Origin of the sequence: Terasakiella pusilla DSM 6293 (assembly GCF_000688235.1) — a bacterium.
Classification (GTDB): Bacteria; Pseudomonadota; Alphaproteobacteria; order Rhodospirillales; family Terasakiellaceae; genus Terasakiella; species Terasakiella pusilla.
Genome location: NZ_JHYO01000004.1, coordinates 77932 through 92495 on the forward strand (window position 1 = coordinate 77932; position 14564 = coordinate 92495).

A 14564-nucleotide genomic window follows, 5' to 3' on the forward strand; every position below is an offset into this window, starting at 1 on the left:
CAAACAAACTGCTTACATGTTCGGGTAGTTCGGGCCACCCGTACCTTCTGGAGTTGTCCAGTTGATATTTTGGGTCGGGTCTTTGATGTCACAGGTCTTGCAATGCACGCAGTTAGCAAAGTTGATCTGCAGTTTTACATCATCGCCTTCCCCGATATATTCATAGACACCTGCCGGGCAGAAACGGGCTTCCGGGCCATTGTATTTTGCCCAGTTGATGGAAACCGGCACGCTGTCGTCTTTGAGTTTCAGGTGACAGGGCTGGTTTTCTTCGTGCGCGGTGTTGGACAGGAAGACAGAAGACAGTTTGTCGAAGCTGATTTTACCATCCGGTTTCGGATAGTCGATCTTCGGCTGGCTGGCAGCCGGCTTCAGGGCTTCGTGATCTGTGTGTGGGTACTTCAGGGTCCAAGGCTCACGCCCACCGGTGACGTAAGTTGTGAAACCGGAGTACATCAATCCCCCCAAGAAGCCCCATTTGGCGAAGCTTGGGCGGATGTTACGGACTTTGTAAAGTTCATCCCAGATGTAAGATGCTTTGATGTTTGCCGTATATTGTGTTGGCTCAACCGGAGCATCTTCTTGCTGACAGAGTTCGAAGATCGCATTTGCGGCTTCGATACCGGATTGCATGGCGTTGTGCGTCCCTTTGATCTTCGGGACGTTCAGGAAGCCTGCACCACAGCCCGTCAAACAGCCGCCCGGGAAGGTCAGTTTCGGCAGGGACTGGAAGCCCCCTTCAGCCAAGGCACGTGCGCCATAAGCGACGCGACGACCGCCTTCGAAGGTCTTGCGGATTTCCGGGTGTGTTTTAAAACGCTGGAATTCATCAAACGGGGACAGATGCGGGTTCTGGTAATCCAGACCGACCACAAAGCCAACCGCAACCTGATTGTTGTCGAGGTGATAGAGGAAGGAGCCGCCATAGGTTTTTTTGTCCAGCGGCCAGCCCGTGGTGTGAACAATTTTACCTTCATGGTGGTTTGCCGGATCAATTTCCCACAATTCCTTGATGCCGATCCCGTACGTCTGGATGTCGGCGTCTTTGCGCAGGTCGAATTTGGCTTCCAGCTCTTTGGTCAGGGACCCACGCACACCTTCGGCGAAGATGGTGTATTTGGCGTGCAGTTCGACGCCCGGTTCAAAGTTCGGACCTTCGGAGCCGTCTTTTTCGCGGCCCATGTCGCCTGTTGCGATCCCTTTAACAGAACCGTCTTCGCGGTAGAGAACTTCACAAGCGGCAAAGCCCGGGTAAATTTCAACACCCATTTCTTCGGCTTGTTCCCCCAGCCAGCGACAGACGTTGCCCAAGGACACGATGTAGTTACCGTGGTTGTGCATTTGCGGCGGCGTCGGCATTTTTTGGGAGCCGGTTTCTGTCAGGTAGATGAAGCTGTCGTCTTTGGCTTCAACGGTCAGTGGCGCACCTTTTTCTTTCCAATCGGGGAAGAGGTGGCTCAGCGGCCCTGTTTCAATGACGGCACCAGACAGGATGTGGGCACCGATCTCGGACCCTTTTTCAACGACACAGACGGTCAGTTCTTTTTCATTTTCCTGTGCAAGTTGGCTGAGTTTAATCGCAGCAGAGAGACCGGACGGGCCCCCGCCGACGATTACAACATCAAATTCCATGGATTCACGTTCCATAGTCCGGCTTCCTTCCTAAAAGTTTCCGATGTGATTGTTCTGTTAGCGAACATTATTATCACTATTATGCGATGCAACATAGAAAAAATGCACAAACTTGTGAACCTTTCTGTTCAAATAAAACGAACTTTGATAGGTATCTGGTATGAATCAGCACTCAGACAGCACATATCACGACCCGTTCGACCCCGCAGCCCTGCTGAAATGGTACGTCGAGATGGGTGTGGACGAAACCATCGTCGGCGAATCCATCGATCGCTATGCCCTTAGCGCGGAGATGTTGGCAAAACGTCAGGCCGCGAGCCCACAGCCACGCGTGCAGACCAGTGCACCTGTGCAACAGCCACAGATGTCACAAGCTCAAGTGCGCGCAACCGATGAAATGGTGCAAACCGCCGTTGCCATGGCGCGTAAAGCAGAAACCATCGAGCAATTGCGCGACGCGGTGAATGCGTTTGACGGCTGCCCGCTTAAGAAGACGGCGATGAATACTGTCTTTGCTGCGGGGAATCCAAAAAGCGATATCATGTTTATCGGGGAAGCCCCGGAAGCTGAGGAAGATCGCCAAGGCGTGCCCTTTGTCAGCCCCAGCGGGCAGCTTCTGTCCAAGATGCTTCATTCCTGCGGGTTAAGTGAGGAACCGGGGAATTTTGACAAGGTCTATCTGACCAATGTGTTGTTCTGGCGACCACCGGGCAACCGTCCGCCGATCCAGAGCGAGATCGCGGTGTGTTTGCCCTTTGTTGAACGTCAAATTGAATTGGTGGACCCGAAAGTGTTGGTTCTTTTGGGCGGCGCTGCCGCAAAAGCGGTGCTGGGTCACCATGAAGGAATATCGCGTTTGCGCGGGCGTTGGTTTGATCATTCCTCCCCTAATTTATCGCGTCCGGTCAAAGCGACAGCCTTGTTTCACCCGTCATATTTATTGCGCTCCCCGGGGCAGAAAAGACGGGCGTGGAGTGATCTTTTGAAGATCGTTGAAAAATTGGAAACATTATAAAAGTCGCCGATTTCTTGCGTATTTTATTAAAATAGATTATTTTGCAGCTGAAATTTGGCGAGACGTCCAAAGGCTGTTTTAAATCAGCCCGTTAGAGAAATTATAAATTTTGGCGCATTTTGTGCCTTTTCTTGTTTAGTGGATAGATATGGTATTTAACCTTAAAAAGGCGCTGCTGGCTTTGGGGCTCATAGCAATTTTGCTCAAGGCTCAATCAGTGATTGCTTCGGATGTACAGCTTGCCTCTTTGCCGCAAAATGCAGAGATTGAATGGGAAACCATTGGTGTTCTGGACGAGAAAAATCTGTCTCTCTACAAACGAATCTTCGCCATTCAGGAAGCGGGGCGCTGGAACGCGGCTGACAAGCTGATTAAGGAGCTGACGGATCAGACGCTGATGGGCCATGTGATGGCACAACGCTATCTGCATCCGACCAAATACCGTTCGCGCTATAAAGAGCTGCGCCGTTGGTTGCTGCGTTATAGTGACCATCCGCAAGCCCAGCGTATTTATGAACTGGCCGTCAAACGTCGCCCGAAAAACGCGTTGAACCCGCAAAAACCATCGGGTCAGTACCTCAGCGGGGCGGGGTATGATGCGACGGGCTATGCCTCCAAAGTCTATGCGCCGAAACGCCGTCTGGATAAAGAGAAAGCCCGCAAAGCGGCGAACTATACCCGCAAGATGCGCTATTATACCCGCAAAGGCTGGACCAAATCGGTCAAGAATCTGTTGGAAACCAAAGAAGTGCAGCAGTTGTTGCACCCCGGTCAGTTGGATCAGGCCCGCACTTGGTTGGCGGCGGGCTATTATGTCGATGGTCGCGACGACTGGGCCTATGAATGGGCCACAAAAGCCATCAAACGTTCCGGTCGATATATCCCGCGTGCCCACTGGCTTGCCGGTTTGGCCTCATGGCGTTTGGGGAAGTTGGATCAGGCCGCAAAACATTTTGAGCAGGTGACCTACTCAGAATATTCGTCGGACTGGATGGTTTCTGCGGGATCGTTTTGGGCCGCGCGCTCTTATCTGCTGGAACGTAAACCGGCAGAGGTGAATAAATGGCTGGTGAAAGCTGCGGCCTATCCGCGTACTTTCTATGGGTTGCTTGCTAACAATGCGCTTGGCTATGAGATGGCCTTTGACTGGACGGTGCCGGAAATCGACAGTTTCGAGCTGGGGCAGTTGAAGACACAAAAAACCGGTCGTCGTGCGTTGGCCTTGTTGCAAATGGGCAAGGACGATCTGGCGGAAAAAGAATTTCGTAAAGCCTACGCCCGCACGGACAAGGATGGACGCAAGGCCATGTTGGGTATTGCGTTGCGCAGCAATATGCCGTCTTTCAGCATGCGTTTAGGCGCTTTGTTGAGCCGCAACGGTGTGACTGTACCGGATGCCGCTCTCTATCCAATTCCAAAATGGCAGCCGGAAGTGGGCTTTAAGGTGGACCGTGCTTTGATTTATGCCCTGATGCGTCAGGAATCGGGCTTCAACCCGAATGCGGAATCTTATGCAGGGGCCAAAGGGTTGATGCAGTTGATGCCCGGAACAGCCAGCTTTGTCGCCAAGGACCGTCGCATGGCCTGGAGCAAGAAGCTGTTTGAGCCGGAAACAAACATTCATCTGGGGCAGAACTACATTAACATGTTGCTGGGTGAAAAATATATCAATGGCGACCTGTTCCACCTGACGGCGGCCTGGAATGGCGGGCCGGGGAATTTGAATAAATGGAAGCGCGGGATCAATCATGAAAATGATCCGTTGCTGTTTATTGAAAGTATTCCGTCTAAGGAAACTCGTAACTTTATTGAGCGGGTGCTGACAAATTTCTGGATTTATCGGGATCGCATGGGCCAGCAAGTACCGACGCTGGAAGCGATTGCCTCCGGTCAATGGCCGAGCTATGAGGGGCAGGATAAGCAGAGCCTCGAACTGGTGAGAAACTGATATATCCTCGAAAAAACAAAATCGTCTGTTGACCAGACTCAATTTTTATTGGGTTATTGTCGGTTAGGATCAGACGCGTTTTGTTAGAGGAGTTCAGTATGTCAAAAATCGAAGGCGAACGGGTATTTCAATCCCTGAATATTGCCATTATTACTGTGTCAGATACCCGCAGCTTTGCGGATGATAAATCCGGTGATACCCTGGCGGCTCGCATTGAAGGCGCAGGGCATCGGGTTTATGAACGGCTGATCCTGAAAGATGACGCTGATGTGTTAGCCCAGCAATTACGCAATTGGGCGGATGATCCCCAGATTGACGTGGTGATTACCACGGGCGGCACAGGTGTGACAGGACGTGATGTGACACCGGAAGCGTTCAAACAGGTGATCGATAAGGAAATCCCCGGTTTCGGCGAGATTTTCCGGATGTTGTCCTATCAAAAGATTAAAACCTCGACCATCCAGTCTCGCGCGATGGCGGGTGTGGTCAATGCCACCTATATGTTTGCCTTGCCCGGTTCCAGCGGGGCGGTGAAGGATGCGTGGGATGACATTTTGGTTCATCAGCTGGATGCACGCACCCGTCCGTGTAATTTTGTTGAACTCATGCCGAGATTGAATGAACATTTGCGGTAAAAGCGTCATTTAAAATCTATCCAATCCACCTGATTGGAGAAAAGTTTCTTTATCTTGAAGGCAATCTGGATAATATTGATAGTGTTGTAAGGTTGAACAACTTTGTCAAAGTCCGGCTTTTGGGTATTCTTAGTTGAAAACCGGTGCCTTATATGAATTTTTTATGAACCCATTGAAATCCATGGGCATAACAGGGAAACTGTCGCCAACAAGGTCGGAGAAAAACAAGAATGACGCCCGCAATAAAAGAATCAAAAATTCTTATTGTCGATGACAAACCGGCCAACGTTTTATTGTTGGAACAGCTACTGGAAGAAGAAGGCTACGAAAACGTCATATCAACGACGGACTCCCGCGAGGTTGTCAGTCTGTATGTGAGCGAGAAAGTGGATATGATTCTGCTGGATATTCGTATGCCCTTTATGGATGGTTTGGAAGTGATGGCAGCATTGAAAGAGGTCGTTGGTCCTCATGATTACCTGCCGATCTTGGTTTTGACGGCCCAAACGGATATGGAAACCCGGCAAAATGCCTTGAGCATGGGCGCCCGGGATTTTCTGACCAAGCCGTTTCAGCCGTGGGAGGTCTTTCAGCGTATCCATAATATGTTGGAAACCCGCGTGTTTTATTTGTCTCAGCGCAGCCGTGCAAACGTTCTGGCAGATGAGGTTTTTAAGCGCACGCAGGAAATTCGGGAAACCCAGCTGGAAGTGGTGCGTCGTTTGGGGCGGGCAGGGGAATATCGGGACAATGAAACCGGTGCCCATGTGGTGCGGATGAGTAAAAGCTGTCGGCTTTTGGCGTTAAAAGCGGGGCAAGGTCGTGACTTTGCGGAATTGATCCTGCAAGCCAGTCCCATGCATGATGTGGGTAAAATCGGTATACCGGACAATATTCTTTTGAAACCGGGGCGTCTGACACCGGAAGAACGGGTCGTTATGGAACGGCATGTGGAAATTGGTGTCGATATCATCGGGGAATTTGATAGCCCGATGCTGGAGATGGCCCGTCAGATTGCCGCGACCCACCATGAAAAATGGGATGGGTCGGGTTATCCAAAAGGACTGGCGGGGGAAGATATCCCGCTGGAAGGTAGAATTGCCGCGATTTGTGATGTCTTCGATGCGTTGACGTCGGAACGCCCTTATAAAGAAGCATGGCCCCTTGAAAAGGCTGTGAAGTTTATTGAGGAAAATAGTGGGTCACATTTTGATCCGACACTTGCGAGACTATTTGTTGAAATTATTCCCGATGTGGTGGCTCTGCGTGAAGAGTACCCGGACGAGGAAGAGTAAGGAAATCCTTTTCGATGATGATGAGATCGGCTTTATTTGGACTGATGGTTCTTGTGGGACTGTCGGCAAGTGTTTCTGTACGCGCGAATGACGAATTTCGTCATACGGTGCGTATTGTAGGGTCTTCCACCGTTTTCCCTTTTGCAGCTTTTGTGGCTGAACGCTACTACCGCCAAACTGGCAAAAATGCGCCGGTGGTGGAATCGACTGGTTCCGGCGGCGGGATCAAGATGTTTTGCGGCGGTGTCGGGGCGGATACGCCAGATATCGTCAATGCCTCTCGTCGCATGAAAGTGAGCGAGATTAGCCTATGTGCAAATAACAAAGTGCACGATATTACGGAAATCATGGTCGGATGGGACGGGATTATCCTGGCGACTTCGGTTGACGGAAAAGCCTTTGGTTTGACCCGTCAGCACCTGTGGAAAGCGCTGGCAAAACGTTTGCCCGTGGATGGCCAGTTGTTGGATAACCCCCATAAGCTCTGGTCCCATATCGACCCGGAATTACCCGCCGTGCCAATTCAGGTCTTCGGCCCGCCGCCGACGTCCGGGACCCGTGATGTGTTTGTGGAAGAAGTGATGATCAAGGGCTGTCGGGGTTCTAGTTATGTTGAAACGTTGCCGGAAGAAACCCGTCGTGTTGCGTGTGGAGAGATGCGTGAAGATGGGGTTTATGTTGAAGCCGGAGAAGATGATGATCTGGTTGTGCGCCGCCTTAAAAACAACCCGAAAGCGTTCGGGATTATGGGGTACAACGCGTTGGAACGCCGCAGCAATCTGATCACGGCTGTCACCATCAATGGCGTGGCACCTTCCTATGAGACCATTCAGGATGGAGAGTATCCTTTGGCCCGTCCGTTGTTCCTGTATGTTAAAGATGAACATCTGATCGCACTGCCGACCATACAGAACTATGTGGACGAGTTTATCAGCCCGCAAGCATTGGGCGAAGAAGGGTATCTGGCGGACAATGGCCTTATTCCGCTTAAAGGGATGGATGGGCGTCAAGTCAAGGCGCAGATTACCAAATTAACAGCGCAATAATATTACGCTGCTTTCTTTACATTCCGGGGGAAGAGGCCTATAGACTCTTTCAAATGAAACTATAGGACTTCTCCCCCTCTTATGTTACGCACCAATTCCTTTTTATTTACGGTTATTTTGACGGCGCTTGTGGCGTTTGGCCCGCTGTCTACGGATATGTATCTTCCGTCCCTCCCGGCCATGAAGGCGGAGTTTGGGGCGAGTGTGTCTGACGTCCAGTTGACGCTAAGTATTTTCCTTGCCGGTTTTGCGGTTTCTCAACTGTTATATGGCCCTTTATCTGATCGGTTTGGACGGCGTCCGATCCTGATCTTTGGTATTTTTGCCTATGGAATCGCGAGTGTGGCCTGTTTTCTGGCGACCTCCATCGAAATGCTGATTGTTGCGCGCTTTTTTCAGGCGTTTGGGGCGTGCAGTGGCCCGGTGCTGGGGCGCGCGATTGTGCGTGATGTGTTTGGACAGGATCGTGCGGCACAGGTGTTGGCTTATATGGGATCCGCAATGGCGTTGGCCCCGGCGGTCGCCCCGCTGGCGGGGGGCTATTTGCAGGTCTGGTTTGGATGGCAGGCAAGTTTTGTCTTTTTGGCGGGGTTTGCCTTTCTGTTGGTTTTACTGGTCTTTTTCCTTATTCGGGAAACTAATGAGCATAAAAATCCTGAGGCGCTCAAGCCTGCCCGTATGTTGGGCAATTATTTGACGTTGCTCAGTCATTCCGGTTTTATGGGATATGTGTTGCTTAACAGCTTTGTCTTTTCCGGGTTGTTTGCTTTTATTTCCGGGTCTTCTTTTGTGTTTATCGATGTGTTTGGTCTTGCACCGAACCTGTATGGCATTTGCTTTGGAATCGTGGTTTGCGGCTATATTACCGGAACGTTGATTGCAGGTCGATTTTCGCGAAAATTGGGGGGCGCGCGGATGTTGCGATATGGAAGCTTCCTATCCGTATGTGCGGGGCTGTTGTTGTTTGGCGTGGCTTATAGCGGCGCGAGCAGCGTGGGGAGCGTTGTCGCGCCCATGGTGCTTTATATGATTAGTGTCGGCATTGTGATGCCAAACTCCATGGCGGGGGCAATTGGGCCGTTTGCAAAAATGGCCGGTGCCGCTTCTGCGTTGATGGGCTTTATCCAGATGGCGATCGCGGCTGTGGTCGGGGGCACGGTCGGGGTGATCCATGACGGGACGCAATTGCCGATGACGGGGGCGATTGCCCTTATGGGAGCGGGAGCGTTCCTGACCTATGTTTTTATTGTGAGACGTCAGGCTGAGTAGGGGGATGGGCCTTAGCGGCCTGTTCCCAAAAGCCTAATGTCTTGAGGTGGGCGACAATTGCTGCGCCTGAAACGGCGATGCCTTGGGCCTTTTGCTTTTTGGCGGTGGCAACGTGGATAAAGCCGATCTTCAGTCCCTCTATTTGATCTTTATAAAAGATCGGAGAGCCGGAATCGCCGGGGACGGCGTCGCAAACGTGGGTTGCAAGGCGTAAAAGTGTGTTGTAGGACGTCAGTTCACATTGTTGGTTTACGCTCAGGATATGGGCTTTGTCCTGACTATACCCTGCCTGAATGAAGTTTGTTTTTTGGGCTTTCAGGGTGGTGTAGATATTTTTGTTGATCGGGGCGACCGCAAGGGTCCCGACCCGCTGGCTCATGTCCTTATCGAGTTCCAGAAACGCCCAATCCTTAGAAACCGAGCTATATGTTTTTGCCGTTGTGGGCGAATATCCCGGCGCGATGTGGTAGTTGACGGCTTTGGCATGATCAATAAAACTACCGCGACGATAACCTGCCAGAAAGTGGATGGTGTGGGCTTTGACCCAGACCTTACGCTTTTTGTTCCAGAGACAGTGGGCAGCGGTGAGCACCAGTTTGGGGCCGATGAGTGTACCGGTGCAAAATCCACCCGACTCTTTGTTAATCCGCCCGATGGCGCTCCAGGGGTATTTATAGGTTTCAATGAGGATGCGGTCGTCTTCTCCTTTAATGCCGTCAAGTTTGATCTTGTCTGCTGCCTCTAAGGGAAATAAAGGCATAGCAGTCAGTATAAGGAGGAGGAGAAGACGCATGGCAGACCTTATGAATGAGCCGATAAGTCTGTGATGGTCGGATGATCCCCGCACAGCGGACAGCCCTTATCGCGTTTCACTTTGACGTTTCTAAATTCGGTATGAAGAGCATCGTAAATCATCAGGGTGCCCGACATGGATTTGCCCACATTCATGATTTCTTTCAAAACCTCTGTTGCTTGTAAGGATCCCATGGTCCCGCAAATCGCACCAAGGACACCGGCTTGTGCGCAGGTCGGTACTTGTCCTTCGGGTGGTGGTTCGCGAAAAATACAGCGATAGCAGGGTTTATCCTCCCCCTCTTCGTGGGATTTATAGGTGGAAAGCTGACCGTCAAATCGAAGGATGGCCGCTGATACCAGGGTTTTGCGGGCGAGATGACAGGCGTCGTTAATCAGGAAACGGGTGTTGAAATTGTCGGTGCCGTCCGCGACGAGATCATAGTTTGCAATAATATCCATGATGTTGGCGCTGGTTAAGCGTTCCTGATGGAGATTGACCTGAATATCAGGGTTGATTGCCTTAAGCCGTTCCTGCGCGCTGACCACTTTGGGCTGGTCAATGCTTTGTGTCGTATGGATCACTTGTCGCTGAAGGTTGGAAAGATCAACGACATCATCATCCACAATGCCGATGGTTCCGACACCGGCAGCGGCAAGATACATGAGAACCGGGGCGCCGAGTCCCCCTGCACCAACGACCAGTACCTTGGCTTGAAGCAGCTTGGCCTGACCTTCGCCGCCTACTTCAGGGAGCAAAATGTGCCGCGCGTAACGGTTGAGTTGTTCTTCGTTGAAATCCATGAAATCCGAGCCGTAATTCGTGAGTTAACTGTGACGACATTTTGATAGGCAATGTCAGAGAATGCAAGTGTTGCTAGCCAAAAGGTTACATTTGGATGTGCTTAAAAGTTTATTAGTATTAATTCTACAATATCTTTTAATTGATTTTTGGCGTATAATAATTGACTATCCATTTGTAATATTTGACTAAAAAATGAGCAAGTGAACAAAGATAATTCGTATAGCTGGTAATCATACGTGTTGTTACCTTTTTTTAGAATCAATAAAGTTCAAAAAATAAGCAGTTATTGGGTGCCGAGATGTTAAACAATGTAAAGATATCAATGAAACTACCTGTGGTTATGGTGGCATTGATTTTAGTGACTGGAATCCTTTTGGGCGGGACGATCCTGTTCAGGGTGAATAGTGGATTTGATGATGCCGCCAAGAACAAATTGATCGCGCTTGTGGCGGCACGTAAATCAGAACTTTCAAATTATTTGAATATTATTGAAAGTGACCTGAATATTCAATCACACAGCCCTTTGGTGGTTGATGCTTTGGCAAAATTCCAGAGTGCCTGGTCGCAAGTTTCAGGTGATCAGACGAACGAGCTTCAGAAAGCGTACATTACGGATAACCCAAATCCGGCCGGGGAAAAGCATAAGCTGAACGCTGGCGCACAAGGCACGGCGTATGATCTGGCTCATAACGAATATCACCCTTACTTCCGCATCTTATTGGAAGAACGTGCTTATTATGATGTCTTTCTGGTCGATCCTGAAGGCAATGTGGTCTATAGCGTCTTTAAAGAGCTGGACTTCGCAACCAATTTAAACTCAGGCGAGTGGGCTGATACGGACCTGGCGAAAGTATATAAACAGGCGGTGAACCAGCGGACAAGCGGCGTTGGGTATTTTACAGACTTTCATCCTTATGCACCAAGTCAGGATGCACCGGCGAGTTTTATAGGGGAAGCGGTCTTTAATGCGGACAAAGAGTTTGTCGGTGTGTTGATCTATCAGATGCCCATCGGTGAAATTAACCGCATCCTGCAATCGGCAAGCGGTATGGGGGAAAGTGGCGAGACTTATATTGTCGGTGAAGATTATCTGATGCGCAGTGACTCGCGCTTTGCCAAGGAAAGCACGATCCTGAAAACCCGTGTGGAAAGCGACACGGTAAAGGCTGCGTTGAGCGGAAAAACCGGTGCGCAGATTATTGAAGATTACCGCAAAATTCATGTTTTCTCGGCTTTCACACCGATCACCTTCCTCAACGCGAAATGGGCCGTGATTGCAGAAATTGACGAAGCAGAGGCCATGAGCACTGCAACAAGCGTGCGCAACATCAGCTTGATCCTGATCCTTGTGGTATCCGTTGTTGGTGCCGTGATTGCCCTGTGGTTTGCCCGCTCTATCACCAACCCCATGTCCAAAATTGTCGATACCATGGGTGTGCTGGCGACGGGAGAAACCAATGTGATCGTCCCGGATAAAGACCGTGGCGATGAAATTGGTGAGATTGCAGCGTCCTTGCAGGTCTTTAAAGACAATAAAATTGAAGCGGATGCCTTGCAGGAACAACAGCGCAAAGAAGAAGAATATAAAATCCAGCGGGCGGAAAAGGTCGACATCATGATCACCCAATTCCGCAGCGAAGTTACAGAAGCGCTGGAAATCATGAGTGGGCAAGCGCATGAAATGGAGGTCAGCTCTCAGGATCTCTCTAGTTCGTCGGAGCAAAGTTCTCAGCAATCCACTGCGGTGGCGGCGGCTTCTGATGAGGCCGCGGCAAATGTGCAGACCGTAGCTGGGGCTGCGGAAGAATTGTCAGCATCTGTCAACGAGATCAATGTCCAGATCGATGAAAGCGCGCGCATTACCGAAGAAGCTCGCACGCAAGCTCAGGGCGCCAATGATATGGTTCAAAGTCTGAGCGAAGCGGTATCGCGCATTGGTGATGTGATTAAACTGATCAATGATATTGCCGAGCAGACAAACCTTTTGGCCCTCAACGCAACCATCGAAGCGGCGCGCGCTGGCGATGCGGGTAAAGGTTTTGCGGTTGTGGCCTCCGAGGTCAAGAACCTTGCAAATCAAACGGGTCGCGCAACGGAAGAAATCTCCTCGCAGATTAATTCAGTTCAAGATCGCACCAGTGATGCTGTGGTCGCAATCCAGTCCATCACGGAAGTGGTCAACCGTGTCAGCGCAATTTCAGGCTCCATCGTTGCCGCCCTTGAAGAACAAAGCGCAGCAACCGCCGAAATTTCGCGCAACGTACAAGAAGCTGCCAAAGGCACGACCGAGGTTTCCAGCAATATCGCCGGTGTCAGTCAAGCCTCCCACCAAATCGGCGAAACCGCCACATCGGTTTTTGAAGCGGCTAAAATGGTCAGCGACCACACCAATGCGCTGCGTGAGAAGATCGCCGTCTTCTTGAAAAACGTACAGGAAGCCTAATCTCACGACATTCTCGATCCTCCATAAAAAAGCCCCCGTCCAAATACAGGACGGGGGCTTTTTTGTTGTCTTTAAGACTGTCGGCTTACTCGCTGACCACGCCGTCGAACAGGGCGGTGGAGAGGTAGCGTTCTGCGAAGGAGGGCAGGACAACAACGATGTTTTTGCCGGCAAATTCGTCGCGTTGGCCAAGTTCAATCGCCGCAGCCAAAGCCGCACCGGAGGAAATTCCGACCGGAACACCGTCTGTAGAAGCAACTTCGCGGGCGGTTGCGAAAGCTGTTTCGTTGCCGATTTTCAGGATTTCGTCAATCAGACCCGTATTCAGAATGTCCGGCACAAAGCCTGCGCCGATGCCTTGGATTTTGTGCGGGCCGGGGACGCCGCCGGACAGGACCGGGCTATCTTCCGGCTCAACCGCGATGACTTTAATATCCGGGTTTGCATCTTTCAACGCAGCGCCCGTCCCTGTGATTGTCCCGCCTGTGCCAACACCGGAAACAAAAGCAGCCACGTCGCCATTGGTATCGGTGAGGATTTCGTGGGCAGTTGTGCGTTTGTGGATGGCAGGGTTGGCTTCGTTTTTAAATTGCTGCGGCATGAAGGCGTCTGGCAGTTCGTTGACCAGTTCTTCTGCGCGTGCGATGGCACCGGACATGCCTTTGGCGGCGGGTGTCAGTTCCAGTTCCGCACCCAAAAGCGCGAGCATCTTGCGGCGTTCTTTGGACATGCTTTCCGGCATGGTCAGGATCAGACGGTAGCCGCGCGATGCGCAGACAAAGGCAAGGGCGATGCCTGTGTTACCGGATGTCGGTTCAACCAGAACCGTACCTTCTTTGATTTTACCGGCTTTTTCTGCCGCTTCGATCATGGCAAAGCCGATCCGGTCTTTCACAGACGCCAGCGGGTTGAAAAATTCGCATTTGCCAAGGATGTTGGCTTTGACGTTATGGGCTTTTGCCAGACCGGAAAGGTTAACCAGCGGGGTTGCGCCGATGGTGTCGATGATGCTGTCGTAGATTTTGCCGCGCGCAGGCGCGTTTGCTGTAAATTGTTCTGACATGTCCACTCTCTTTGTACGTCAAATTTTCGTAAAATAGAAAATATCTTTCTCTTAAAGGTATGGGGGCGTGGTGGCGCCTTGTCAATATGCAAAGCGCCATTTTAAGGAGGGGAATTTAAATAATATACAAATAGATGGCGTGAAAAAGGGATTAGATGGTGAAATCCAGATTCTCGCGACCCTCGCTGACCAAACCAGCCTGATTGGCACGGGTACAGAGGTCATCGATGCTGACCTCGTCCAGTTCCAGCATCAGTTTTTCCTGCATCTCTGCCCAAACTGGACGCACCACCTTGTGGCCCAGTTCGGACCCAGCTGGATCGTTCAAGGGATCCTCCGCCGTTTCCATCTTGCGCACGATACGCACGATCTCGCCCACACTGATACGGCGACGTTCGCGCGCCAGACGGTAGCCCCCGCGCGGGCCACGCACGCCAACCAGAATACCTTCGCGCACAAGCTGTTGCAGCCCCTGTTCTAGGTAACGGCGCGGGATGCCCTGACGGCGCGTGATCTCGCGGCTTTGAACAGGTTGTCCGCCACTGTGATAAGCGATGTCGAGCACGGCTTCGATCGCAAATAGCATTTTCTTGGAGAGTCGTAACATTGGGGGGCTTCCAT

12 protein-coding genes are annotated in these 14564 nt (G+C 51.1%); 7 read left to right on the forward strand and 5 right to left on the reverse strand.

All coding sequences use genetic code 11. The features are described 5' to 3' along the window. Nucleotides 1-12 precede the first annotated feature (12 nt). A complete protein-coding gene (locus tag Q397_RS0103760; RefSeq protein WP_028878271.1) occupies nucleotides 13-1647 on the reverse strand; it encodes an electron transfer flavoprotein-ubiquinone oxidoreductase in 1635 nt (544 codons plus the stop codon). Nucleotides 1648-1792: 145 nt separating this feature from the next. Between Q397_RS0103760 and Q397_RS0103765 the strand changes: the two genes are divergently transcribed. From Q397_RS0103765 to Q397_RS0103790, 6 genes are all read left to right on the forward strand, one after another. Beyond that, complete coding sequence (locus tag Q397_RS0103765) at nucleotides 1793-2647, forward strand: uracil-DNA glycosylase (protein ID WP_028878272.1); 855 nt, start codon at nucleotides 1793-1795, stop codon at nucleotides 2645-2647. A 148-nt stretch (nucleotides 2648-2795) separates the two neighbouring features. Next, complete coding sequence (locus tag Q397_RS20950; RefSeq protein WP_051609679.1) at nucleotides 2796-4595, forward strand: lytic transglycosylase domain-containing protein; 1800 nt, start codon at nucleotides 2796-2798, stop codon at nucleotides 4593-4595. A 98-nt stretch (nucleotides 4596-4693) separates the two neighbouring features. Continuing rightward, complete coding sequence (gene moaB, locus Q397_RS0103775) at nucleotides 4694-5230, forward strand: molybdenum cofactor biosynthesis protein B (RefSeq protein ID WP_028878273.1); 537 nt, start codon at nucleotides 4694-4696, stop codon at nucleotides 5228-5230. A 230-nt stretch (nucleotides 5231-5460) separates the two neighbouring features. Next, nucleotides 5461-6525: an HD domain-containing phosphohydrolase gene (locus Q397_RS0103780; RefSeq protein WP_028878274.1), complete on the forward strand. Its 1065-nt coding sequence runs from the start codon at nucleotides 5461-5463 to the stop codon at nucleotides 6523-6525. Nucleotides 6526-6539: 14 nt separating this feature from the next. Further along, entirely contained in the window at nucleotides 6540-7571 is a 1032-nt protein-coding gene (locus Q397_RS0103785; protein WP_028878275.1) for a substrate-binding domain-containing protein, read from the forward strand. 81 nt (nucleotides 7572-7652) lie between these two features. After that, nucleotides 7653-8840 carry a Bcr/CflA family multidrug efflux MFS transporter gene (locus Q397_RS0103790; RefSeq protein WP_028878276.1) on the forward strand — a complete coding sequence of 396 codons (1188 nt, stop codon included), beginning with the start codon at nucleotides 7653-7655 and terminating at the stop codon, nucleotides 8838-8840. Here the strand turns inward: Q397_RS0103790 and Q397_RS23835 are convergent. Both Q397_RS23835 and Q397_RS0103800 read right to left on the reverse strand, forming a co-directional pair. Then, entirely contained in the window at nucleotides 8815-9600 is a 786-nt protein-coding gene (locus Q397_RS23835; RefSeq protein ID WP_205618791.1) for a trypsin-like serine peptidase, read from the reverse strand. The genes Q397_RS0103790 and Q397_RS23835 overlap by 26 nt on opposite strands. 41 nt (nucleotides 9601-9641) lie before the next feature. Beyond that, complete coding sequence (locus Q397_RS0103800) at nucleotides 9642-10436, reverse strand: HesA/MoeB/ThiF family protein (protein ID WP_028878277.1); 795 nt, start codon at nucleotides 10434-10436, stop codon at nucleotides 9642-9644. A gap of 359 nt (nucleotides 10437-10795) precedes the next feature. Here Q397_RS0103800 and Q397_RS20960 point away from each other — a divergent pair, with 359 nt between their 5' ends. Continuing rightward, nucleotides 10796-12880 carry a methyl-accepting chemotaxis protein gene (locus tag Q397_RS20960; RefSeq protein ID WP_169737967.1) on the forward strand — a complete coding sequence of 695 codons (2085 nt, stop codon included), beginning with the start codon at nucleotides 10796-10798 and terminating at the stop codon, nucleotides 12878-12880. A gap of 85 nt (nucleotides 12881-12965) precedes the next feature. Here the strand turns inward: Q397_RS20960 and cysK are convergent, their stop codons facing one another. Both cysK and Q397_RS0103815 read right to left on the reverse strand, forming a co-directional pair. Then, nucleotides 12966-13943 (reverse strand): cysteine synthase A, encoded by a 978-nt coding sequence (gene cysK / locus Q397_RS0103810; protein ID WP_028878278.1) that lies wholly within the window; start codon nucleotides 13941-13943, stop codon nucleotides 12966-12968. 151 nt (nucleotides 13944-14094) lie between these two features. Next, the gene (locus tag Q397_RS0103815; RefSeq protein ID WP_028878279.1) at nucleotides 14095-14550 is read right to left on the reverse strand and encodes an RrF2 family transcriptional regulator; all 456 of its coding nucleotides are present in this window, start codon (nucleotides 14548-14550) and stop codon (nucleotides 14095-14097) included. Between the last annotated feature and the right edge of the window lie 14 nt (nucleotides 14551-14564).